This window comes from Pseudodesulfovibrio sp. lm2024, from assembly GCF_051175575.1.
Classification (GTDB): Bacteria; Desulfobacterota; Desulfovibrionia; order Desulfovibrionales; family Desulfovibrionaceae; genus Pseudodesulfovibrio; species Pseudodesulfovibrio caledoniensis.
Window position 1 is genome coordinate 2767849 of record NZ_CP195092.1, and the last position, 22136, is coordinate 2789984.

A 22136-nucleotide genomic window follows, 5' to 3' on the forward strand; every position below is an offset into this window, starting at 1 on the left:
CCCTAAAAGGTCTGTACCCGGTCCGGGCCCACGGAGACGATACCGATCTTGACGCCGGAGATCTCCTCGATGCGCTTGAGGTACTTGACCGCGTTCTCGGGCAGGTCGTCCCAGCTGCGCGCGCCGGTGATGTCCTCGTCCCAGCCTGGCATGGTCTCGTAGACCGGGGTGACGTAGGCCATACCGTTCTGTTCCTGGGGCGGGTAGGCGATGGTCTCGCCGTTGTATTCATAGCCCACGCAGAGCTTCACTTCCTTGAGGCCGGACAAGACGTCCAGCTTGGTGATGGCCAGTTCGGTGGGGCCGTTCAGCCGGGCGGATTCCTTGAGGACCACCAGGTCGAGCCAGCCGCAGCGGCGCTTGCGCCCGGTGGTGGCCCCGAACTCGTGGCCGTGGGACTGCAGGTAGTCGCCGTCCGCGTCGAGCAGTTCCGTGGGGAACGGGCCGCTCCCCACGCGGGTGGTGTACGCCTTGACGATGGCGATGATCCGGTCGAGCTCGCGCGGCGAACAGCCGGAGCCCGAGGCCGCGTTGGCCGTGACCGTGTTGGACGAGGTGACGAAGGGATAGGTGCCGTGGTCGATGTCCAGATGCGTGCCCTGGGCGCCCTCGAACAGCACGCAGTCCGCGGCCTGGATGGCCGAGGACACGTCGCCGAGATACGGCACCAGCCGTTCGGCCACGGGCATGACCTTGTCGAAAATTTCCTGGGCGTCCACGGGCTCGGCGCCGTACAGGTGCTGGAAGAGCACGTTCTTCTCTTCCAGGGCCTTGACGATCTTGTCCTTGAGCAGTTCGGGATTGGAGAAGTCGCCGGCGCGGATGCCGCAGCGGTTCATCTTGTCCTCGTAGCACGGGCCGATGCCTCGGCCGGTGGTGCCGATCTTGCCGTCCGCCGACTTGGAGGACTCGCGGGCCGCGTCCATGAGACAGTGGTACGGCATGATCACGTGGGTCTTCTTGCTGATCATCATCCGGGAGGGAGACACGTCCACGCCCTTGGCGGCCAGCTTGTCCAGCTCCTGGCAGAACACGAACGGGTCCAGGACCACGCCGTTGCCGATGAGGCACTGCTTGCCGGGGTGCAGGATGCCGGAGGGGATCAGGTGCAGGATGCACTGCTCACCGTCGACCACCAGGGTATGCCCCGCGTTGTTGCCGCCCTGGAAACGGACGATGGCGTCCGCCTTTTCGGCCAGCATATCGACGACCTTGCCTTTACCTTCGTCTCCCCACTGGGAACCGAAAACCACCATATTGGACATTGTTAGCTCCTTGAAATACCGGGATTGCGGTCCCCGGCCGGGGATGCGCGCACAAACGGTTATGTTCCGTAAATATAAACGGGTGCCTATGTCAACCGGCCTGTGCGGCGGCTACTTGCCGTTCTTGGGCGTCAGGGTGAGCAACTTGCCGCGCCGGTCCTTCTTGTCCGGCCCGGCCCCGTGCTCCTGATCCCGGGCCGATGCGAGATCGCCGTTCACCGGCCCGGAGCCCTTTTCCGGCGCGGTCAGGGCGGCCAGGTCGATCTCCACGGGCCCGTCACCGGGCTGGCGCGACTGCGCCCAATTGTAGTTGAAAAGCTGGTTCTTGAGGCGGGTGGACTGGATGAGATTGAACACCAGGACCGATTCCTCCCACCGTTTGGTCGGCTCGAAATGGCGGACTTTTTCCGCGTATTTTTCCCAAAGGCTCATGAGCGAGGCCTCGTCGTAGGCGTTGATCTGACGGGCGAGCTTCAAGAGCGCCTTTTCCATGTAGCTTTCTGACATCGGTGTTCCTTGATTGATGAAAAACGCATGCCGGGATTTTCTGCATAGCAAATATTGAGCTCCCCCGCCAAGGCAAAATCACTGCCCTCCCCGAACAAAAAAGACCGCCCGGAGAACCGGGCGGCCTTGTCATTCACAGGAGGCGTCGTCAGATCAGAAGCGCTCGAAATCACCGTCGTCCACATTGTCCATATCAAGGTCCATCCCGCTGTCGGACGCGGATGCGGCCGGTGCCGCGGCGACTGGCCTGGCCGCGCCCTTGCCGATGGCCTTGGGCTTGGTCTTGGGCACCTTGACCTTGTTGGCGGCCGGAACATAGGCGGTCCCGCCGAGCTTGAAGAAGCTGATGACCTTCTGCAGCTGCACGGCCTGGGACGAGAGTTCCTCGGCCGTGGATGCCACTTCCTCGGACGCGGCCGCGTTCTGCTGGATGACCTTGTCCATGTCCTGGATGGCCGCGTTGACCTGGGAACCGCCCGCGTTCTGCTCGTTGGTGGCGGCGGATATCTCCTGGACCAGTTCGGCGGTCTTCTGGATGTCCGGCACGATCTGGGCCAGCAGGTTCCCGGCCTCTTCGGCCACTTCCACGCTGGACGAGGACAATTCGCTGATCTCTGCGGCGGACGCGCCGCTGCGTTCGGCCAGCTTGCGGACCTCGGCCGCGACAACGGCGAACCCCTTGCCGTGCTCACCGGCGCGGGCCGCCTCGATGGCCGCGTTGAGCGCCAGCAAGTTGGTCTGGCGGGCGATCTCCTCGATGATCGAGATCTTCTCGGCGATCTGCTTCATGGCTCCGACCGTCTTGGTCACGGCCTGACCGCCGGACTCGGTGTCCCGGGCCGCCTTGTTGGTCATGGTATTGGTGGTCTGGGCGTTTTCCGCGTTCTGGCCGATGGACGAGGTCATCTCCTCCATGGCCGCCGAAACCTCTTCAACCGCCGAGGCCTGTTCCGTGGCCCCGTGGGACAGGTCGATGGCCGAGGAGGCCAGCTCCTCGCTGCCCGAGGTGACCTGCTCGGAGGCCAGGCTGACCTCGGAGACCACGTTGCGCAGGGCCTGGAGCATGTTGGACATGGCCGAGGTCAGTTGGCCGACCTCGTCCTTGCTCCGGGAAACGATATCCACGGTCAGGTCGCCTTCGGCCATGGCGTTGGACACGGCCACGGCCTCGCGCAGCGGACGGATAATGCCGCGCAGCACCCAGAAAACGATCAGGATGAGGATGCCCATGCCGACCACGGTGGGAATGAGGATCTGCCAGCGCAGGGAGGAGACCTGGGCGTCCACGTCGTCCACGTAGATGCCCGAGCCCACGACCCAGCCCCAGGGCTTGTACAGCCTGACGAAAGATACCTTGGGCACGGGCTTTTCCGAACCGGGCTTGGGCCACATGTAGTTGACGAACCCCTGGCCCTTGTCCTTGGCCACCTTGACCATCTCCTGGAAGAGGAACACCCCGTGGGGGTCCTTCTTGTCCGTCAGATCCTGGCCGTTAAGGGCCGGATTCACGCCGTGAACCACGATGACCTGGTGGAGATCGTTGACCCAGAAATACTCCTGCCCATGATAGCGCAGCCCTGCGATCTCCGCCTTGGCGGCTTCCTGCGCCGCCTCCTTGGTCATGGCTCCGGACGCCGCCTTGGCCGCCCAGGACTCGATGGTCCCGTAGGCCACATCAACCACGCCCTGGGTAGCCATCCGCTTCTCCTGCATGAGGGAAACGCCCACCACAGGCAGGAAATAGCCGAGCAATCCCGCCAGGATCAGGACCACGATAGCCAGGAAAAAGCTGAGAATCTTGCTCTGCAGCCCCCAGTCCTTGAAGTTGAGTATACGCATAACGCCTCCTGTTCGCTAAAGAATTGCCATGGCAGCTTCGGCGCCGAGCGAAAATCGTCTTCATCGTGAAGGATTTTCGCCTGATTCAATCTTACTCCCTCATAGCATTAGAACAATTATAATTCAGCGGAAATTTCAAACGGATGCTTGACTTTCGGGGCGGCCCGGCCTCCAGTCATTGCCCGCCAGATGAAGGTGTGTTATGACCGCCCCCTCACACGGCAACAACAGGGAGTCCAAGCGATGAGCGATTTGAAAAAGATGTACCACACCTTGCAGCAGGACCCGTTTCCGGCGGACATGAAACTGACCCTGGGCGACCAGGAGATGGTCTTCAGGAAGCGGACCTGGGAGATCGACGGCGAGACCAAGGGGTTGCGCTACGGCGAGAACCCGGACCAGCCCGCCGCGCTCTACGAGCTGGCCCAGGGGCAGCTTGAAGTCGGCGGCGTCAAGTTCATCGGCGCGGGCCAGGGGCTCGTCTCGGCCCTGACCGAGGAGCACATGCTCCAGGCGGGCAAGCACCCCGGCAAGACCAACCTGACCGACGTGGACAACGCCCTGAATATTTTGCAGTACCTGTCCGCCAAACCGGCTGCGCTCATCCTCAAGCACAACAACCCGTGCGGTGCCGCCTGGACCGACGAGGGCGTGGCCGTTGCCCTGAAACGGGCGTTCGAGGCCGACCGCATCGCCGCCTTCGGCGGGGCCGTGGTGGTCAACCGCAAGCTCGACCTGGCCACCGCCGAGCTGATCAACTCCGTATATTTCGAGGTCGTGGCCGCGCCCGAGTTCGACGCCGACGCCCTGGCCGTTCTCAAGAAGAAAAAGAACCTGCGCATCCTGGAGATTCCGGGCATCACCGAGCTGGAATCCCTGTCCAGGACGCCGTTTCTGGACATCAAGTCCCTGTCCGACGGCGGCATGGTCCTGCAGTTCTCCTTCCGCAACGCCATCCTCACCGCCGACGACTTCATTCCGGCCGAGGCCGAGAAGGACGGCAACGCCTTTGTCGCCCGCGCCCCCTCCAAGCAGGAGGCGGACGACCTGCTCTTCGCCTGGGCCGTGGAAGCGGGCGTGACCTCCAACTCCGTGATCTTCGCCCGCGACGGCGTGACCACCGCCATCGGCACCGGCGAGCAGGACCGCGTGGGCTGCGTGCTCCTGGCCGTGACCAAGGCGTACATCAAGTACGCGGACCTGCTGGCCTCCAAGGAACTGGGCATGTCCCTGTTCGAGCTCAAGCTCAAGGCCATCAAGGACCCGGAGATGAAAGCCAAGCTGGCCGACATCGACAGACGCACCGAAGAGGCGCGCGGCGGCCTTCCCGGCTCCGTGGTGGTCTCGGACGGGTTCTTCCCGTTCCGCGACGGCGTGGACCTGTGCATAGACCAGGGCGTGACCGCCATCGCCCAGCCCGGCGGCTCCATCCGCGACCATGAAGTCATCCAGGCGGTCAACGAGGCCGAGCCGCAGGTGGCCATGGTCTTCACCGGGCAGCGCTCCTTCAAGCACTAGTTCGGAACAAACGTAAAGGAATGGGCTTCGCCGGGCAGGAGTTCGGCGAGGCCTTTTATTTGGGACGGTGGCCGCTCCCCTTGCGGGAGGGGTTGTCGAAGACGATCTTCATGATCAGGATGGACGCGGCCAGAACCAGGGTGACGCCGTTGGCCAGGGTCACGGCCAGCGATCCGATGCGGATGCCGTAGACCAGCCAGAGCACCACTCCCAGAGTGAACAGCAGGTACATGCGCAGGGACAGATCCGCCACGGAGCGGGTCCGCCAGGTGTGCAGGACCTGCGGGAAAAACGCCGCCGTGGTGCAGCAACCGGCCGCCAGGCCGATGAGTTCCAGATAATCCATCTGCATGCATTTCCCATACGCGCACGGACTTACCCTGACAACCGTTTCATGCTAACCGAACCGTTAGCGCAACGAAAAAAAATCGACTGATATATGGCTAAAACAACCCCGCTCGGCCCCACGATCCGCCCCGGCACGGTGGTGGAATTCATGCACGGCGATCAACCCCAGCTCGCCTGGGTGCTTGAGGAATCGTCCGGCAAACTCCGCCTGCTGACCATCAACAAGCGCGAGATGAAGCTGCCCGCCGCCCGGCTGCTGCCGTGGCACGGCCCGTTGCTGTCGGCCGACGCCTCGCGCCAGGACATCCAGAACATCCTCAACGAACGCCAGGAAGCGCGCGGCGAGATTCAGGCCGGGCTCAACGTCATGGAATTGTGGGACCTGGCCCAGGGAGAACTGGAATCCGCGCCCCTGTCCTGGTTCGCCGACCTGCTCTGGGAAGAGTGGGACGAGGACCGGCTGGCCGCGCTGGGCCGGGCCATGCTCCAGGCCAAGACCCACTTCAAGTTCCGCCCGCCCGTATTCGAGATATGGCCCGCCGAGAAGGTCGAGCTGAAGCTGCGGCAAAAGGCCGAGGAAAAGGAACGCGAGGCCATCACCGGCGCGGGCCAGACCCTGCTCAGGGACCTCTGGGCCGCCCACGGCCAGGGCCGCAAGCCGAACCTGCCCGACCTGGACCCGGAACTGGCCAAGGGGCTTGCCCGCATCCTCAGGGGCAAGGTGGGCGAGAACCTGGACGAGAACGACCGCAAGATATGGACGGCCATCTCCAAGGGGCTGCCCGACGTCCCGCACCTGGCCCTGCTCCTGGCCCAGACCTGGGGTGTGCTGCCCGTCCACCACAACTACCATCTGGACGAGGCCGACTACGCCTGGGGCGACGAGTGGGCGCAATCCTTCATCAGTGAAATCGAAGAGATAGAAAACCGTTTTTCCAATCAGGCCGAGACGCCCGAGATCGAGGACCTGGTCTCCATCGACGCCAGCACCACCCGGGACATCGACGACGCCTTCCGCATCGAGAAGCACGGGACAGGCTACAAGCTGTCCATCGTCCTGGCCCGGCCCGAGGCCCACTGGACCTTCGGCTCCCCCCTGGACAAGGCGGTCCTGCACCGGGCCACCAGCCTGTACCTGCCCGAGGGCACCAGCCACATGATGCCCGAACGGCTGGGCACCAATCAGTACTCCCTGCTGCAGGGCGAGGCGCGCCCGGCCCTGGTCGCGGACTTCTTCCTGGCGGCCGACGGCACCCTGAACAGGGTTGAGCCGCGCGCGGCCTGGGTCCGGATCAAGGCCAACGTCACCTATGAGGACACGGACCGGGCCATCCGCGAGCGGACCGACGAATCCCTGATGCTGGCCCACGACCTGGCCACCCATCTCCTGGAGCGGCGGCTGGCCTCGGGCGCGTGCGTCATCCGCAAGCCCGAGCCCATCGTTACGCTCACCGGCAGCGGCGCGCAGGCCTCGGTCAACATCGAGCTGAAGACGCCCAGCCCGCGCTCGGAGCTGGTCATCAGCGAGTTCATGATCCTGGCCAACTCGGGGTTGGCCCTGTGGGCGAGGGACAACGGCGTGCCCCTACTCCACCGCACCCAAGACATCGCCCTACCCCCGGAGGCCGCTGGCATCTTCACCGAGCCCGCCGAGATTCTGCGCTCGGTCAAGCTGCTCCTGCCCCCGACCCTGGAGACCGCGCCCAAGCGGCACGCGGCGCTCGGCGTTCCGGCCTACGCGCCGATCACCTCGCCGCTCAGACGCTACACGGATTTCATCAACATGGCCCAGGTCAGCTCCTATCTGGCCACGGGCGAACCGAGGCTCGACCGCGACGAGCTGGATCAGCTGATCACCCACCTGAACATGCGCATCCAGGCAGTCAGCGCGGTGCAGCGGTTCCGGCCCCGATACTGGAAGCTGGTCTACCTGGCCAAGCGCCGCCGCGAGTTCCAGCCCGCCGTGCTGGTGGACGAGACCGGGCCCATGGCGACCCTGGCCATGCCGCACCTGCAGGTCAACGTGCGCGCGCCCAAAAAGATGCTCGGCGACAAGCTCTACCCGGGCCAGCGGTTCCAGATCAACTTCTCGCGCATCGATCCGCTGACCAACGAGATCCGGCTGAGCGAGGTCCTGGAAGAATAAGCGTGCTTTTCAACTTGCCGCAAAATCTGTAGTATCACGCAGCAATCGCGATTTATCAGGAGAAATCACCATGACCTTCATTTTCTGGGCCCTGCTCGCCTATGTTCTCGGCTCCATTCCCTTCGGGCTGGTCATCGCCAAGTCCGCGTGCGGCATCGACCCGCGCAAGGATGGCAGCAGGAACACCGGGGCCACCAACGTGGCCCGGCTGTGCGGCATGAAATTCGGCATCGCCACCCTGGCCTGCGACCTGCTCAAGGGGCTGCTGCCCGTGGTCTTCGCCGGCGCCTGGGTCGACTCCCCGTTCGCCCTGTCCCTGGTCGCCCTGGCGGCCATCCTGGGCCATGTCTTTTCCTGCTTCATGGGCTTCAAGGGCGGCAAGGCCGTGGCCACCACCGTGGGCGCGTTCCTGGGGCTGGCCTTCTGGCCCGCGCTCGTCTGCATCGTCCTGTGCCTGCTCATGGTCTGGCTCACCGGCCACGTGTCCATGGGCTCGCTGACCTTCGCCCTGTCCCTGCCCGTGCTTATGTTCCTGTCCGGCAACCTCGCCTTCATCCCCGTGGCCGCAGTGGTCATGCTCGTCCTGTTCTGGCGGCACAAGGAGAACATCCGCCGCCTGGCCCGGGGCGAGGAAAACCCCTGGCTCAAGAAGGGGTAGCAACGTGCAAAAGTCATCCCCCAAGCGATACGCCGTCTACTCCATCGGGGCGTCCATCGTGACCCTGGTGCTGAAGTTCGGCGCCTGGGGGATGACCGGTTCGGTCGGCCTGCTCTCGGACGCCACCGAATCCCTGGTCAACCTGACCGCGGGCGTGCTCGCCCTGACCGCCATCACCATAGCCATGCGCCCGGCCGACGCGGACCACGCCTACGGCCACGGCAAGGCGGAATATTTTTCCAGCGGCATCGAGGGCGTACTGATCATCGTGGCCGCCTTCGCCATCGCCTACGCGGCCGTGGACCGTTTTCTCTCGCCCCAGGACCTGCGCCACCTCGGCCCCGGCCTGCTCCTGGCCCTGGTCTCCTCGGCCGTCAACTTCCTGGTCGCACGGATCATGCTCCGCGCGGCCGACCGGTTCGACTCCATCACCCTGGAAGCGGACGCGAAGCACCTGCTGACCGACGTCTGGACCTCGGTGGGGCTGGTGGCCGGTCTGGCCGTGATCATCGTCATGCCCCAGTGGAAGATCCTGGACCCGATCATCGCCGTGATCATGGCCGTGAACATCGTCTTCACCGGGATCGGGCTGCTCAAGCGGTCCGTGGGCGGGCTCATGGACGACGCCCTGCCCGAGGACGAGCTCAAGCTCATCGCCAACGCCATCCACAGCTACGCGGGCACGGAATCGTCCTTCCACGGACTGCGCACACGCAAGTCCGGCCCCAAACGATTCATTGACTTTCATCTTTTGGTGCCCGGCTCCATGACCGTGCACGATTCCCATGAACTGTGTGAACTCATTGAAGAACTTATCCACTCCAAGCTGCCCCGCGCAGAAGTGACCATCCATGTCGAGCCGCTGGAAAGCGACACATCCTACGACGGGAGAGACGTGGGCGGTGCCTGCACGGCCAGTCTTGGCGGAGAATGTCCCATGATGTCGCCTCCTCTGACGGACAAATCGGGCGAGTAGACGCTGCTCCCCCGCCTCTTTCGAGGTCCATGGGCTCACGCCCATGTCTTTTGTCACGTCCTTAACCGGCCCTGTGGCCGGACACGAGGTAACACATGGATATTCTGCTTCAGATATGGGGCGGGTCTTCGTACCTGCTCAACAAGATATGCTTTTCCCGGGCGGAGCGCAGCGCCACCCCGGACTCCAACAAGGCCTGGCGGCTGCGGTCGTGGGCCATCTACCTGGCCGGTCTGCCCGCCTGGGTCACCGTCTTCATCCTGGAACACAACTGGATCGCCGCCGCCGTGGAAGCGGGCGGCGCGCCGGCCATGCTCATGGGCTTTATCATCGCCCTGCGGGGAGACGGCCGCGAGCCGAGATGGCTCGACTACCTGGCGCGCTGCTCCGTGTTCTTCGGATTGGCGGCAAGCCTGTATGATTTCGGCGGGATAACGACCCTGACACAGGTCTTCGAGCTGTCCGTGGCCGCCGGGTTCCTGATCGGCACCTACCTGTCGGCCAAGAGCAACGAGAACGGCTACTTCGGGTTCATGCTGGGCAACCTCGGCTGCGCGGCCCTGATGGGCGGCCAGGGATATTACATCCTCATGGCCCAGCAGCTGGTCTCACTGATATTCGTGGCCGACGCCTACCGCGCCCGCCGCAGGGCGGGACGCGGGTAATGGCCCGGAAGGGCGTCAGGCCCCCTGCTTCTCCCACGGCAGATTGCCGAGGATGGCCTCGACCACCGGCTCCAGGGAGGCGCGGTCCACGGCCACGGCCGGGATGCCTTCGGGGAAGACGCGGGACATGGCCTCGCGCCCTTCCTCGTCGAGCCGGTCCCACTTGTTCAGGACCAGGATGGACGGGATCTCGGCCAGCTCCATTTCGTCGAGAATGGCGCGGACCGCCTCCACCTGCTCCTCCACCTCCGGGTGGGAGGCGTCGCAGACGAGCACGAGCAGGTCGGCGGAGTCCAGCTCCTCCAGGGTGGCCCGGAAGGCCTCCTTGAGGTCCGGCGGCAGGCGGCGGATGAAGCCGACCGTGTCGGTCAGGACCACCTCGCGCTCCTCGGGGAAGCGGATGCGGCGGCTGGTCGGGTCCAGGGTGGCGAAGAGCTTGTCCTCGGCCAGGACCTTGGATTGGGTCAGGGTATTCAGCAGCGTGGACTTGCCCGCGTTGGTGTAACCCACCAGGGAGACGATGGGCAGCCCGGCCTTGGCCCGGCGTTCGCGGGTCTGGGTGCGGTGCCTGCGGACCTGCTTGAGTTCGGCCTTGAGCCGGGTCAGCCGGTCGTTGGCCCGGCGGCGGTCGATCTCGAGCTTGGTCTCGCCCGGCCCGCGCCCGCCGATGCCGCCCATGAGCCGGGACATGGCCCGGTTCTTTCCCACCAGCCTGGGCAGGGTGTACTTGAGCTGGGCCATCTCCACCTGCAGCTTGCCCGATTTGCTGGTGGCGTGCTGGGCGAAGATGTCCAGGATGAGCTGGGTGCGGTCCAGAATCTTGCGCTCGGTGATCTCGGCCAGGTTGCGCATCTGGGTGGGCGACAGCTCCTGGTCGAAGATGATGATCGAGGCGTTGGCCTGCAACGCCCGGACCTCGAGGTCGGCCAGCTTGCCCTTGCCCATGATGAACTTGGGATTGCGCTTGCGCACCCGCTGGATCATGGTCCCGGCCGCCACCAGCCCGGCGGTGTCGGCCAGCTCGGCCAGCTCCTCCAGGGAAAGCTCCTGCACCGGGCGCGGGGTCTCGTCCACGCTGACCAAAAGCGCCCGGTCCTCGTCCGAACCCAACCCCTGCCCGTCCGCCTGGCGGCCGAACTCGTCCTCGATGGCCGTGGTGATGGCCCCCAGATCGTGGTCGAAGCGGTCCCAGCGTACGGGCGGGAAAAGTTCATAGCTCTTCTCGTCCGGGTTGGGCGGCAGCAGGTGGGCGGCCTCCACGGCCACCGGGAATCCCTCGCGCACGGTCAGGGCGGCCACGGAATCCAGGCGCAGGAAGACCATGTCCATGAGGTCCTCCTGGCTCAGGCTCTCCTCGGCCAGGTGGGTGTGCAGCAGGCGCAGGCCGCGCAAACGGCCCGAACTCATCCGCGCACGCGGCAGCTCCGGGATGTAGATGGACCGGTTGTCGCCGACCAGGACCATGTCCACCTTGCCCTGGCGGTCGATGAGCAGGCCGAGCTGGCGGCCGGTGTCCGCGGACAGCTCGGCCAGTTCGCGGGCCTGCTCGTTGGTGTAGGCCGTATCCACCGGGAACTGGCGCTGGTACAGACGGGACAACCGCTTGATCTGGCTGGGCTTCAACCCTTGCAGGTTGCCCTTGGGCTTCTGGGCTATGATGGCGCTCCTGGATAAAAGTGGTCGCGGCAAGGCCGGTACAGGCCGCCGCAGCCGGGAAATTTCCGTAATCCAATTGTCGATCAGGGAGTTGGGACCGCTGATCCCAACTCCCTGACCGGAGTGATTCGACTATGCACCCTCTTGCGCCGCGCGGCAATCCCCCCGACGCCGCGCGGCGCCCCCCTGCCACATATTCCTCGAATGACGCCTCAAGGCTTGGGAGAGTGGGTCGACTGTGCATTTTCTCGGGCGAAGCTCAACCGGAGGCGTAGCCGCCTACGTTGAGGATTGAGCGAAGCCCGAAAAATGTGCAGGCGGCCCGCTATCGCAAGCCGCCGCAAGTGCTAGGCGTCGTTTTCGCTGAGGTATTTCGTGATCATGGCGTCGTATTCGCTGGTCAGCTTGAAGGTCAGGGTGGCCATTTCCTTGCGGAATTCCAGGGTCAGGCCGCCGTGCTCCTCAATCTCCTTCTCCACGGTCGCGTAGTACTTGGGATCCGGGACCACGCAGATGGAGTGGAAGTTCTTGGCCGTGGCCCGAAGCATGGTCGGACCGCCGATGTCGATCTGCTCCACCGCCGCCTTGAGGTCCAACCCCTTGGCCACCGCGTCGGCGAAATTGTACAAATTGACGCAGATCAGGTCGAAAGGCTCGATCCCAAAGTCGCGCAGGGTCTCCATGTGCGCCTCGTCGTCCTTATCGGCCAATATGCCGCCGTGGATGTGCGGGTGCAGGGTCTTGACCCGGCCGCCCAGGATCTCGGGGAAATCGGTGACGTCGGAAACCGAGGTGACGGGCAGCCCCGCTTCCTTCAGCATCTTCTTGGTCCCGCCGGTGGACACCAGTTCGCAATCCCGATCCACCAGGAATTTCGCGAACTCGGCCAGACCGGTTTTGTCGGTAACAGATAGTATGGCTCTTTTCACAGGCAACAGATTCATCGCAACCTCACTTGATGTTTTGAGTGCCTCTGCCAGATTTGCCGCCCGAACGCAAGGCGCGGAAGGCCATGGTTTCCGGCGAAAATCGGCCCGATCGGCCGCTGGTTTTCCACAGGTGTGTATAACGACGGAAAGAGCGAATCCGGGAAAACCGGAAAAACAGGGCGCTGGCCGGACGGCACGCGACCGGGCCTGGATACGCAAGGATCGGCCAACCCTGGAAGATCACAAACGAATACGCCGAGAAAGCCATTTCCGGGCAGGACTGGATGGGACGGACCCGCCGCGGGCGCATGGGGAAATGACGCGAAAAAGACGACAAGGCCGCGCGCAGGCTCGTGCGCAAGCGGTTGCCGGGAGGGCGGCGGCCGGGCCGCCGGACGGTCTCAAGGCTGATTTCCCGCCCCGCTTCCGCAAGGGTTGCGGGACGGGAAATCAACGGGGAGGGGAGACCGTTATCAGGACCGGAACTGGTCGAGCATTTCCTTGGCCGGCGCGTTCTCGGGATCCTTTTCCAGGATCGTCTCGAGTTCCTTGACGGCCGCGTCCTTCTGCCCGACGCAGGCGAGGCACCCGGCCAGGGAATAACGCACTTCGTGCTTGGCCGGATCGATTTCGAGATAGTTCTCGAGGTGCGGAATGATTTCGCCGATGCGTTCCAGCTCATGGCCGAGCCTGATCAGGCTGAACAGGGCGACCATGTTTTCGGGATTCATCTCGATGGCCTCGACGAACAGGGAAAAAGCCTGGTCCCTGTCGTTGTTCTCCATGCGGATGAGCGCTATCCCGGAAAGACTCTTGTCCGAAGGCGCGATCTTGTGGGCCTTCCTGTACATCAGTTCGGCGTCTTCCAGGTCGCCGCGCTGAACGGCTACCGTGGCCAGCCCGAGGTACGGGTCCGGGTGGACGCCGTTGGAGCTGACGGCCTTCTTGTAGTACTCCTCGGCCTTGTCCAGCTCACCCATGAACAGGTAGCATTCGCCGAGTTCCTTGTTGATTTCGTAATCCAGATGACCACTCATAGTTCCCCTCCATTTCTCCTTTGCCCGAGGGCCGGGCTGAAAAGATCTCCATGGCCGATTCGGCCGATACCGATCTAGCAATCAATGTGCCAAGGGGGCCGTGCGCATTTTTCCTCTCTGGGGCCACACGGTCACAACATACTGTAAAAACATAATTTATCTACACACTCGGCAGCGCACCCCACAGACCGCCCTCCGGCCGGAACCGGTCGGAATGGAAGAAACTACCCTGTTTTTCCGCCCTCCCGGTCGGCAGAGGACCAAGGCTCCCGTCCGGGAGTCTGACGCCCGCACAGGTCCCATTTCATAAATCCTCTTCGATTTCAAGGTGTTGTTTGATTGGAACGGGAGTTGCTAAGTCTCCTGCGGACCCGGCGGAAAAACATGCCTCCACCGGCCCAGAAAACGACAAGAGAACGCAGGAGGAGCAAGGAATGCGAGGACTTTTCGAGCATCACCTCAACCTAACGGCAAAGGTCATGGACCTGCGCCTGCAACGTCAAAATATCGTCACGGGCAATATCGCCAACGTGAACACGCCGGGCTACCGGGCCCGCCGCCTGGAGTTCGAGAACCAGCTCCAGGCCGCCCTGAACCAGGACGGACTGGGCAAGCTCACCCGCACCAAGCAGGACCACCTGCCCGCCACCTTCGATCCCGACGGGTTCAAGGGCGAAGGGCTGGACAACTTCCGGGCCCGCGAGGTCTGGGGCCAGGACGAGGTCAGCCTGGAAAAGGAAATGGCCACCAACACGAAGAACACCATGATGTACAACGCCCTGGCCTCGGTCATCAAAAAGAGCTTCGACGGCATGACCAAGGTCATTCAGGAAGGGAGCAAGTAAATGGATATCATGACCGCCCTCGACATCGGCGCGTCCGGGCTCACGGCCCAGCGGGCGCAGCTGAACGTCATTTCCATGAACATGGCCAACATCCGCACCACCAAGACCGAGGCGGGCGGCCCGTACCAGCGCAAGTCCGTGTCGTTCGAGGCCACGCCGGTCTACTCGCCCTTTGACCAGGCCATGCACGACCAGCTCAACCGCAACCTGGAAGGGGTCAAGGTGCTCGGCGTGATCCGGGACGAACGCCCCTTCAAGCAGGTCTACGACCCGGGCCATCCGGACGCCAACGACCAGGGGTACGTTTTCTACCCGGACATCAACGTTGTCGAGGAAATGGCCAACATGATGCAGGCCATGCGCGGATACGAGTCCAACGTCCAGACCATCGAAAGCGCCAAGCGCATGTTCCAGAAGGCCCTGACCATCGGACAGGGTTAGGAAAAGGAGAGTAGAAAATGGTCGTCAAAAGCGTCGCATTCAATGCCTACCAGAACGCCATGGACATCCGCCGCCGCACGGTGGACACCAAGGTCGCGGAAAGCCTCAAGAAGCCCCAGGCACCCGTCACGAGCTTCCAGGACACCCTCAAGTCCTCCCTGGTCAAGGTCAACGACCTGCAGGAGACCAAAGAGGTGATGATCGAGGAGTTCGCCTCCGGCAAGACCCAGAACGTGCACGAGCTGATGATCTCGATGCAGAAGGCGGGCATGGCCATGCAGATGACCGGCGCCGTCCGCTCCAAGATCATGACCGCGTACAAGGAAATCATGCAGATGCCCTTCTAGGCGTCGCAAAAACCGGATCACACCGCCAACGCAAGCTGGAGAAATAGAAGATGCCGCCGTTCGTCAACGAATACTGGACCAAAATGCAAGGGCTCTGGACCGACCGCACCGTGTCGCAGCGCATTCTCATAGGGGGCCTGGCCGCCGCCGTGGTCATCTCGTTCGCGCTGATGATCTACTGGATGAACAAGCCGGACTACCGGGTCCTGATGACCAACCTCTATCCTGAGGACGCGTCCCGGGTGGTGGGCATGCTCCAGGCCCAGAAAGAGGACTACAAGCTCGAGAACAACGGCACGACCATCATGGTCCCGGCCGACCGGGTCTACGAGCTGCGGCTCAAGGTGGCGGGCGAAGGCAACCTCCATGGCCAGGGCATCGGCTTCGAGATCTTCGACGAGGTCCAGATCGGCCAGACCGACTTTGTCCAGCACGTCAACTACCAGCGGGCGCTCCAGGGCGAACTGGCCCGCACCATCACCGAATTTCCCATCGTGGACAAGGCCAGGGTGCACCTGGTCATCCCGCAGAAGTCCCTGTTCATCGAGGACCAGATTCCGCCGTCCGCGTCCATCGTCCTGCAGCTCAAGGGCGACGGCAAGCTCGAACCCGACGAGGTCAAGGGCATCGTCAACCTGGTATCCATGGCCGTGGAAGGGCTTGAGCCCAAGAGCATCACGGTCACGGACATGAAGGGCCACCCCCTGTACACCCCGGAGGACGAAACCACCGGCCTGGCCATGTCCAACGCCCAGCTCGAGCACAAGGCGGGCGTGGAGGCCAAGCTGCAGCGCCGCATCCTCGAACTCCTCGGACCGGCCGTGGGCCCGGAAAAGGTCATCGCCCGGGTCAATGCGGACCTCGATTTCAGCCAGCGCACCGTGCGCAAGGAGACCTACGACCCGGCCAGCGCGGTGGTCCGCTCCGAGACCCGCAACGAAGAGACCACCAACGGCGCGGCCAACCTGGCGGGCGGCGCGCCGGACACCAACTTCCGGGGCGACGGCTTCACCGGCACCCAGACCACCCAGGACTCCACCCGCGAGTCCCGGACCACCAACTTTGAGATCGACAAGCAGGAAGAAAATATCGTAGCCCCCGTCGGGGAATTGAAACGTTTGACCGTTGCGGTTATCGTGGACGGGACGTGGCAGGCCGACGCCGACGGCAATCAGGTCTACGTGCCCCGCACCGCCGAGGAGATCAACCGCATCCGCACCCTGATCGAAAACGCGGTAGGCTTTGACGAGACGCGCGGCGACACCATCGAGGTCAGCAACATCTCGTTCGGCGAACCGCAGCTGGCCAGCGGCGATTCCCTGATGCGGACCATGCTGGAATACGCCCAGCGGCTGGGCAAGCCGTTCCTGAACGGGCTGCTGATCTTCCTCTTCCTGATCCTGGTCGTCCGCCCGGTGGTCATGGCCCTGATCCGGCCCAGAGTCGCCGAGCAGGAGATCGAGGAGATGGCCGGGCTGCCCGGTTCCGAGCGGCTGGCCCTGGAGGATGACGAGATGGACGAGGAGGCCCTGGACACTTCCCGCCGGCTCGAAAACGCCAAGAACCACGCCATCCAGCTGTCCGACGAGAACATCGACCAGGCGGTCCACCTGCTCAAAACCTGGCTTACCCAGGAGGCGTAAGACATGGCAGACTTCACCGGCCCCCAGAAAACGGCCATCGTGCTCCTCGCCTTGGGCGAGAAGTTCACGGCGGAGGTGTTCAAGCGCATGGAGCGCAACGAGATCGCCGCCGTGTCCAAGGCCATGCTCGAAACCGACGCCGTGCCCAAGGAGGAGGTCCTGGAAGTGCTCAAGGAGTACAACGAGTCCCTGGCCTACGGCGCGGAGCTCCTGGTGGGCGGACCGGAACAGGTCAAGCGTCTGCTGACCCAGTCCCTGGACGCGGAGACCGCCAAGTACATCATGGATTCCCTGGACCTGGACACCGGCCCCACGCCGTTCCAGGAGCTGGAGAACGTCAGCCCGCGCATCCTGGCCCAGATCCTGCGCAACGAACACCCGCAGACCCTGGCCCTCATTCTGGGCCACCTGCACCCGGACCAGGCCGCGGAGCTCATCCAGAACCTGCCCGCCGGCGTGCGCGCCGAGGTGCTCATGCGCTTGGCCAAGCTCGAAGCCGTGGCCGAGGAGATGCTCATGGAAGTGGACAAGGTCCTGCAGAGCCAGCTCATCGCCATGGGCGGCAAGGAAGGCAAGAAGGTCGGCGGCGTCAATTCCGTGGCCGAAATCCTCAACGCCGTGGACCGCAACACCGAGGAAGAGGTCCTGTCCGAGATCGAGGAGGAGTCCACCCAGATGGCCGAGGACATCCGCAACCTCATGTTCGTGTTCGAGGACGTCAAGGGCATCGACGACATCGCCATCCGCGAGCTGCTGAAAGAGGTCTCCAACGAGGACCTCACCGTGGCGCTCAAGGGCGCGAGCGAGGACCTGCGCGAGAAGTTCTTCAAGAACCTGTCCGAGCGCGCCTCGGCCATGATCAAGGAGGACCTGGAGATCATGCCGCCCAAGAAGCTCTCCGAGGTGGAGGCCGCCCAGCAGTCCATCGTCAAGACCGTCCGCCGCCTGGAGGACGAGGGCAAGATCGTCATCAGCCGAGGTGGCAGCGATGTCTTTATCTAAATTGCAGAGCCGCCGTCCGCGCATGACCGGCAAGGTCGTGGTCGGTATGGACACCCCCGGCCCGGATGAAATGACCATCCAGGAGCTGGAGGGCAAGCGCCAGCTGATCTGGGACGACTCGACCAACGAGGAGTACCTGGCCCGCGTGCGCGAAAAGGCCCGCGAGGCGGCCAAGGAGATCAAGATGCTGGCCGAGCTGGAGGCCGAGGCCCTGCGCGCCACGGCTCGGCACGAGGGATTCGCCCAGGGCATGGCCGAGGCCCAGGAGTTCGTGGACCAGCACATCCACGACGTCTCGGCCAAGGCCGAGGCCCTGTTCACCCAGCTCGGGGCGCAGGGCAAGAACATTTACGAAACCAGGCGCGAGGACGTGGTCATGCTCATCCGCCTGGCCCTGAAAAAAACTCTCAAGGTGGAGCTGGACGAGAAGCGCGGCGAGGCCCTGAAAGTCCTCATGACCGAGGCCCTGGACCGCATCGAGTCCCAGCGGCGCATCGAGATCCGCTGCCACCCCGAGGAGACCGCCGAACTGGACGAGTTCGTCAAGATCATCCAGGACCGCAACCCCACCCTCAAGTACTGGACCGTCAAGGGCGACGCATCCATCGAGATGGGCGGCGTGGTCATCGAGGCAGAGGGCGGCAAGGTGGACAATACCATCGACACCCGCTGGAAGCTCGTGGAACCCATCTTCGACCAGCTGGCCGAGCAGATCACCGCCGGCGACAAGGAGTAGGCATGGATTCGCGGCTCGGACTGCTGGAAGAGCTCGATCCCTGCCAGACCTTCGGCAAGGTCACCAAGGTGGTCGGCCTCATTGCCGAGGGGCACGGCATCAAGGCCCCGCTCGGCTCGGTCTGCTACCTCCTGCCCACGGGGCACGATCCCATCCCGGCGGAAGTGGTCGGCTTCCGCGACGGGGCCTGCCTGTTCATGCCCTACTCGGACATGCGCGGCATCGGCCCGGGTTCGCTCATCCAGAACTCGGCCACCCCGCCGCACATCCCGGTGGGCAACGCCCTGCTCGGCCGGGCCGTGGACGCCTTCGGCGCTCCGCTGGACGGCAAGGGCGCCATCCACGCCGACACCTTCGCCCCCCTGCACCGCGAACCGCCCAATCCGCTGGAGCGCCCGCGCATCAACGAGCCGCTCGACGTGGGCATCCGCTCGGTCAACGCGCTTTTGACGCTGGGCAAGGGCCAGCGCGTGGGCATCATGGCCGGTTCGGGCGTGGGCAAGTCCACCACGCTGGGCATGATGGCCCGCTACACCAAGGCAGACATCAACGTCATCGCCCTGGTGGGCGAGCGCGGCAGGGAGGTGGTCGAATTCATGGAGCGCGATCTCGGCCCCGAGGGCATGGCCCGGTCCGTGCTGGTGGTCGCCACCTCGGACAAGAGCCCGCTCATCCGCATGCGCGCGGCCTACGCGGCCACGGCCATCGCCGAATATTTCCGGGACCTGGGCAAGGACGTGCTGCTGATGATGGACTCGGTCACCCGTTTCGCCATGGCGGGCCGCGAGGTCGGCCTGGCCGCGGGCGAACCGCCCACGCGCGGCGGCTACACCCCGTCGGTCTTCGCCCACCTGCCCCAGCTGCTGGAGCGCGCGGGCAAGAACCGCAAGGGGTCCATCACCGGCATCTACACGGTCCTGGTGGACGGCGACGACTTCACCGAACCCATCGCGGACTCCACCCGCTCCATCCTGGACGGGCACATCGTCCTGACCCGCGATTTGGCCGACATGGGCCATTATCCGGCCATCGACGTGCTCAAATCCATCAGCCGTCTGCGCAGCGACATCACCACCAAGCAGGCCCAGGCGGACGGCCGCGCCCTGCTGCGGCACATGGCCACCTTCAAGCGCGTGGAGGACATGGTCAACATCGGAGCCTACCAGAAGGGAGCCAACGCGGAAGTGGACAAGGCCATCGCCATGGTCGGCCCCATCAACCGTTTCCTGCGCCAGCTGGTGGAGGAACAGGAGACCCTGGACGGTTCGTTCACGGCCATGCACGAACTGGTGGGCGAGAACGCCGCACCGGCTGCGCCCAAGAAACCCGCCGCACCGGCGGCCAAGTCCAGGCAGCAGCTCAAGAAGGTGCCCCGCCAGAACGCGGCGTCCCCGGCCGACATCAAGATGAAGGCCCGCTAGAATATTCCGAGAAACTTCCTGCGCTCGGGCTTGCCCGTCTCCGAGTCGTCCTCGCAGCAGGCTTTGTCCAGGGCCGAGCCCACGCCCTTGACCACGCTCTTCACCCCGCCGAGCACCGTGCCCACGGTATCGATCACCACGCCGCCCAGCGCCTTGACATACTCCGGGATCGAGACCCAGTAGCGCGGCCTGTCGATGATGCCGGTCACGTGGATGGGGACCATGACCCCGATGAGGTCCTCGGACGGTTTGCCGCCCTGCCCCTGGGACGTGGCCACCAGCTTGGCCCGGACCATGTAGTCGATCTCGCGGGTGACCAGGGAGACCGCGCCGTGTCCGGTGGCGCGCAGCCCCGGGGCCTTGACCTCCAGATCATTGTTATGGACCACGCCGTCCCTGACGGTCCCGGTGCCCGAGATGGAGCCGAACCGGGTGGAGCCGGTCCCCGCGCCTTCCACCGTGCCCTGCTTGTTTTTGGCCGAGTGTGTGGACCGGGTCAGGCCGATCAGGTCCACGCCCGGGAACACGCCGTCAGACAGCTTGAAGGAAAACTCGCCGCCCAGGCTGGACAGCAGATCGCGCACGCGCTCGCCCCGCGCGTTCATGGAGGAAGCGTAGTCCGCCAGTCCCGCGAACTCGGACTTGCCGGTCACGTCGCGGGCCAGTCCGGCCACGTCCAGATGCGCCACCTCGCTGCGCGTCCGGACCACGGGCGCGCCCTGACGGGCGTCCACCGTGCCGGTCAATTTGACAGTGCCCCCGTACGCCTCGGCGAACAGAGGATCGACCGTCACCAACCCGTCCGCGCCGCTGGCCGCCACGGCCACGTTCTCAAAACGCGCCCCGCCCAGCTTCAGCTTGGCGACCTTGGCGTCCAGGCTGAAATCAAGCCGCCGGATCAGCTTGCCGGGCAGCACCGTGTCGTCCAGCTCCCCGGACTGCGCCTTCTCCCGGGCAACCTCCCCGGACGCCCCATGCCCCGGGGGCAGGTAACGGTCCAGGTCCAGGTCGCCCACGTCCGCCCGGACCGCAAACCGGGGCCACGCTTTGCCGCGCTCCACCGCCCCCGCGCCCTCGATGCGCGTCCCGTCCAGAGACAGCTCCACATCATCAAGGGCCAGCCGCCCTGCCTTGAAATCCACCCGGGCCGTGCCGCCCACCTCGGACAGCGCCTTGGCGTCCTGGGTTTCCGGCACCGCGCCCCCCAGGGCCGCGAGCACCGCGCGCAGGTCGGCCGGTTTCACGGTCAGGCTGGCCGAGGCCACTTTGAGCCCGTCCGTCAAGCCCTGGAAAGTGCCGTCCCCGAGCAGCGTGACCCCGTAGGCCGAGCACGCCAGCCCCGTGATCTGGGCCGTCTCCTTCTTGAAATCAAGCGCCAGGGACTGAAACGACAGGGTCCCGTCCAATTTGCCGCCGGGGATGGACGCGCCTTCTGCCCGGATGGCCGCCTGCATGTCCATATGGCCGTACCGGCGCTCCGCCAGATCCAGGGAGGATTGCCCCTCCAGGGTCAGCGAGCCTTTGGCGTCCGGGTTGCGGCAGTCGAAATGCATGGCCAATTTCACCGGGAACACCCCGCCCTTGCTGATCGCGCCCGTGGTCGCGTCCAGGCCGCCCAGCACGAACCGGACATCCTCCCTGCGGTCGTCCCAGGTCAGTTCGCCACCGGTCACGGCCACGCCCGCCACGTCCAGGTCAAAGGACCGGCCGTGGCCTTCCTTGTCCTGGCCGTCCTTTTCCTGCTCGCGCCCCACCAGGTCGTTCCAGTTGAATCTGCCCTGCGCGTCGCGGCCCAGGTGCAGAACCGGCCCGTCCAGTTCCAGCCGCCCGAACCGGACCTTGCCCATGAGCAGGGGCAGGAGGCGCACGGTCACGCGGGCCGAACGCACCGAGACCATGGGCTCGGGCCCGAACCCTTCCGCGTTGCTCAGGGAAAGCCCGCCCAGGCGAACGCCCGGGCTCGGGAAAAACGTCACCCCGATGTCGCCGTCAAAAGTCAGGGTCCTGCCCGTCTCATCGCGCACGGCCCGGCTGATGCGATCCTTGTAATCGTTGGGGTCGAACACAGCCATGAAGACCACGGCCGCGACCACGAACAGGACCAGGCATACGCCCAGGCCGATCAGCCCGAATTTCAGGAGGTTGCCCATGGCCCGC

At 64.6% G+C, this 22136-nt stretch carries 20 protein-coding genes; 12 read left to right on the forward strand and 8 right to left on the reverse strand.

The window, feature by feature from the left end; all coding sequences use genetic code 11:
* Nucleotides 1-2: 2 nt before the first annotated feature.
* The 3 genes from ACR42D_RS13145 to ACR42D_RS13155 all read right to left on the reverse strand — a co-directional run bounded on the left by ACR42D_RS13145 (nucleotide 3) and on the right by ACR42D_RS13155 (nucleotide 3611).
* Nucleotides 3-1265, reverse strand: coding sequence for an adenylosuccinate synthase (locus tag ACR42D_RS13145; protein ID WP_484567242.1), 1263 nt, complete (start codon nucleotides 1263-1265; stop codon nucleotides 3-5).
* Between the two features lie 111 nt (nucleotides 1266-1376).
* Nucleotides 1377-1772, reverse strand: coding sequence for a hypothetical protein (locus ACR42D_RS13150; RefSeq protein WP_484567243.1), 396 nt, complete (start codon nucleotides 1770-1772; stop codon nucleotides 1377-1379).
* Nucleotides 1773-1925: 153 nt separating this feature from the next.
* Nucleotides 1926-3611: a methyl-accepting chemotaxis protein gene (locus ACR42D_RS13155; protein WP_484567244.1), complete on the reverse strand. Its 1686-nt coding sequence runs from the start codon at nucleotides 3609-3611 to the stop codon at nucleotides 1926-1928.
* Nucleotides 3612-3854: 243 nt separating this feature from the next.
* Between ACR42D_RS13155 and ACR42D_RS13160 the strand changes: the two genes are divergently transcribed.
* A complete protein-coding gene (locus ACR42D_RS13160; protein WP_484567245.1) occupies nucleotides 3855-5129 on the forward strand; it encodes an IMP cyclohydrolase in 1275 nt (424 codons plus the stop codon).
* Nucleotides 5130-5184: 55 nt separating this feature from the next.
* Here ACR42D_RS13160 and ACR42D_RS13165 read toward each other — a convergent pair whose 3' ends face one another.
* The gene (locus ACR42D_RS13165) at nucleotides 5185-5481 is read right to left on the reverse strand and encodes a SemiSWEET family sugar transporter (RefSeq protein WP_484567246.1); all 297 of its coding nucleotides are present in this window, start codon (nucleotides 5479-5481) and stop codon (nucleotides 5185-5187) included.
* An 87-nt stretch (nucleotides 5482-5568) separates the two neighbouring features.
* Here ACR42D_RS13165 and ACR42D_RS13170 point away from each other — a divergent pair, with 87 nt between their 5' ends.
* The 4 genes from ACR42D_RS13170 to ACR42D_RS13185 all read left to right on the forward strand — a co-directional run bounded on the left by ACR42D_RS13170 (nucleotide 5569) and on the right by ACR42D_RS13185 (nucleotide 9922).
* Nucleotides 5569-7623, forward strand: coding sequence for a ribonuclease catalytic domain-containing protein (locus ACR42D_RS13170; protein ID WP_484567247.1), 2055 nt, complete (start codon nucleotides 5569-5571; stop codon nucleotides 7621-7623).
* A 70-nt stretch (nucleotides 7624-7693) separates the two neighbouring features.
* Nucleotides 7694-8281 (forward strand): glycerol-3-phosphate 1-O-acyltransferase PlsY, encoded by a 588-nt coding sequence (gene plsY, locus ACR42D_RS13175; protein WP_484567248.1) that lies wholly within the window; start codon nucleotides 7694-7696, stop codon nucleotides 8279-8281.
* Nucleotides 8282-8285: 4 nt separating this feature from the next.
* Nucleotides 8286-9257, forward strand: a complete 972-nt coding sequence (locus ACR42D_RS13180; RefSeq protein WP_484567249.1) for a cation diffusion facilitator family transporter — start codon at nucleotides 8286-8288, stop codon at nucleotides 9255-9257.
* Nucleotides 9258-9352: 95 nt separating this feature from the next.
* Nucleotides 9353-9922, forward strand: coding sequence for a hypothetical protein (locus ACR42D_RS13185; protein WP_484567250.1), 570 nt, complete (start codon nucleotides 9353-9355; stop codon nucleotides 9920-9922).
* A gap of 15 nt (nucleotides 9923-9937) precedes the next feature.
* Here the strand turns inward: ACR42D_RS13185 and hflX are convergent, their stop codons facing one another.
* The 3 genes from hflX to ACR42D_RS13200 form a co-directional block, all read right to left on the reverse strand.
* Nucleotides 9938-11545 (reverse strand): GTPase HflX, encoded by a 1608-nt coding sequence (hflX, locus tag ACR42D_RS13190; RefSeq protein WP_484568467.1) that lies wholly within the window; start codon nucleotides 11543-11545, stop codon nucleotides 9938-9940.
* 380 nt (nucleotides 11546-11925) lie between these two features.
* The gene (locus tag ACR42D_RS13195) at nucleotides 11926-12522 is read right to left on the reverse strand and encodes an IMP cyclohydrolase (RefSeq protein ID WP_484567251.1); all 597 of its coding nucleotides are present in this window, start codon (nucleotides 12520-12522) and stop codon (nucleotides 11926-11928) included.
* Between the two features lie 458 nt (nucleotides 12523-12980).
* Nucleotides 12981-13544, reverse strand: coding sequence for a tetratricopeptide repeat protein (locus tag ACR42D_RS13200; RefSeq protein WP_484567252.1), 564 nt, complete (start codon nucleotides 13542-13544; stop codon nucleotides 12981-12983).
* A 434-nt stretch (nucleotides 13545-13978) separates the two neighbouring features.
* Between ACR42D_RS13200 and flgB the strand changes: the two genes are divergently transcribed.
* Genes flgB through ACR42D_RS13235 form a run of 7 tightly spaced genes read left to right on the forward strand, consistent with a single transcriptional unit; the run spans nucleotide 13979 to nucleotide 19979 of the window.
* Nucleotides 13979-14389: a flagellar basal body rod protein FlgB gene (gene flgB, locus ACR42D_RS13205; RefSeq protein WP_484567253.1), complete on the forward strand. Its 411-nt coding sequence runs from the start codon at nucleotides 13979-13981 to the stop codon at nucleotides 14387-14389.
* Nucleotides 14390-14830, forward strand: coding sequence for a flagellar basal body rod protein FlgC (flgC, locus tag ACR42D_RS13210; protein ID WP_484567254.1), 441 nt, complete (start codon nucleotides 14390-14392; stop codon nucleotides 14828-14830).
* A 17-nt stretch (nucleotides 14831-14847) separates the two neighbouring features.
* The gene (fliE, locus tag ACR42D_RS13215) at nucleotides 14848-15177 is read left to right on the forward strand and encodes a flagellar hook-basal body complex protein FliE (RefSeq protein WP_484567255.1); all 330 of its coding nucleotides are present in this window, start codon (nucleotides 14848-14850) and stop codon (nucleotides 15175-15177) included.
* Nucleotides 15178-15227: 50 nt separating this feature from the next.
* Entirely contained in the window at nucleotides 15228-16820 is a 1593-nt protein-coding gene (gene fliF, locus ACR42D_RS13220; protein ID WP_484567256.1) for a flagellar basal-body MS-ring/collar protein FliF, read from the forward strand.
* Between the two features lie 3 nt (nucleotides 16821-16823).
* Entirely contained in the window at nucleotides 16824-17822 is a 999-nt protein-coding gene (gene fliG / locus ACR42D_RS13225) for a flagellar motor switch protein FliG (protein ID WP_484567257.1), read from the forward strand.
* The gene (locus tag ACR42D_RS13230) at nucleotides 17809-18558 is read left to right on the forward strand and encodes a FliH/SctL family protein (RefSeq protein WP_484567258.1); all 750 of its coding nucleotides are present in this window, start codon (nucleotides 17809-17811) and stop codon (nucleotides 18556-18558) included. Before fliG ends, ACR42D_RS13230 begins: the two co-directional genes overlap by 14 nt.
* A gap of 2 nt (nucleotides 18559-18560) precedes the next feature.
* Nucleotides 18561-19979 (forward strand): FliI/YscN family ATPase, encoded by a 1419-nt coding sequence (locus ACR42D_RS13235; protein ID WP_484567259.1) that lies wholly within the window; start codon nucleotides 18561-18563, stop codon nucleotides 19977-19979.
* On the opposite strand, the gene ACR42D_RS13240 is transcribed toward ACR42D_RS13235, so the two are convergent.
* The gene (locus tag ACR42D_RS13240) at nucleotides 19976-22129 is read right to left on the reverse strand and encodes an AsmA family protein (protein WP_484567260.1); all 2154 of its coding nucleotides are present in this window, start codon (nucleotides 22127-22129) and stop codon (nucleotides 19976-19978) included. The genes ACR42D_RS13235 and ACR42D_RS13240 overlap by 4 nt on opposite strands.
* Between the last annotated feature and the right edge of the window lie 7 nt (nucleotides 22130-22136).

Coding starts and splice junctions, on each gene's coding strand:
- ACR42D_RS13145 (WP_484567242.1), bottom strand. CDS start 1,265: ATGTCCAATATGGTGGTTTTCGGTTCCCAGTGGGGAGACGAAGGTAAA.
- ACR42D_RS13150 (WP_484567243.1), bottom strand. CDS start 1,772: ATGTCAGAAAGCTACATGGAAAAGGCGCTCTTGAAGCTCGCCCGTCAG.
- ACR42D_RS13155 (WP_484567244.1), bottom strand. CDS start 3,611: ATGCGTATACTCAACTTCAAGGACTGGGGGCTGCAGAGCAAGATTCTC.
- ACR42D_RS13160 (WP_484567245.1), top strand. CDS start 3,855: ATGAGCGATTTGAAAAAGATGTACCACACCTTGCAGCAGGACCCGTTT.
- ACR42D_RS13165 (WP_484567246.1), bottom strand. CDS start 5,481: ATGCAGATGGATTATCTGGAACTCATCGGCCTGGCGGCCGGTTGCTGC.
- ACR42D_RS13170 (WP_484567247.1), top strand. CDS start 5,569: ATGGCTAAAACAACCCCGCTCGGCCCCACGATCCGCCCCGGCACGGTG.
- plsY (WP_484567248.1), top strand. CDS start 7,694: ATGACCTTCATTTTCTGGGCCCTGCTCGCCTATGTTCTCGGCTCCATT.
- ACR42D_RS13185 (WP_484567250.1), top strand. CDS start 9,353: ATGGATATTCTGCTTCAGATATGGGGCGGGTCTTCGTACCTGCTCAAC.
- ACR42D_RS13195 (WP_484567251.1), bottom strand. CDS start 12,522: ATGAATCTGTTGCCTGTGAAAAGAGCCATACTATCTGTTACCGACAAA.
- ACR42D_RS13200 (WP_484567252.1), bottom strand. CDS start 13,544: ATGAGTGGTCATCTGGATTACGAAATCAACAAGGAACTCGGCGAATGC.
- flgB (WP_484567253.1), top strand. CDS start 13,979: ATGCGAGGACTTTTCGAGCATCACCTCAACCTAACGGCAAAGGTCATG.
- flgC (WP_484567254.1), top strand. CDS start 14,390: ATGGATATCATGACCGCCCTCGACATCGGCGCGTCCGGGCTCACGGCC.
- fliE (WP_484567255.1), top strand. CDS start 14,848: ATGGTCGTCAAAAGCGTCGCATTCAATGCCTACCAGAACGCCATGGAC.
- fliF (WP_484567256.1), top strand. CDS start 15,228: ATGCCGCCGTTCGTCAACGAATACTGGACCAAAATGCAAGGGCTCTGG.
- fliG (WP_484567257.1), top strand. CDS start 16,824: ATGGCAGACTTCACCGGCCCCCAGAAAACGGCCATCGTGCTCCTCGCC.
- ACR42D_RS13230 (WP_484567258.1), top strand. CDS start 17,809: ATGTCTTTATCTAAATTGCAGAGCCGCCGTCCGCGCATGACCGGCAAG.
- ACR42D_RS13235 (WP_484567259.1), top strand. CDS start 18,561: ATGGATTCGCGGCTCGGACTGCTGGAAGAGCTCGATCCCTGCCAGACC.
- ACR42D_RS13240 (WP_484567260.1), bottom strand. CDS start 22,129: ATGGGCAACCTCCTGAAATTCGGGCTGATCGGCCTGGGCGTATGCCTG.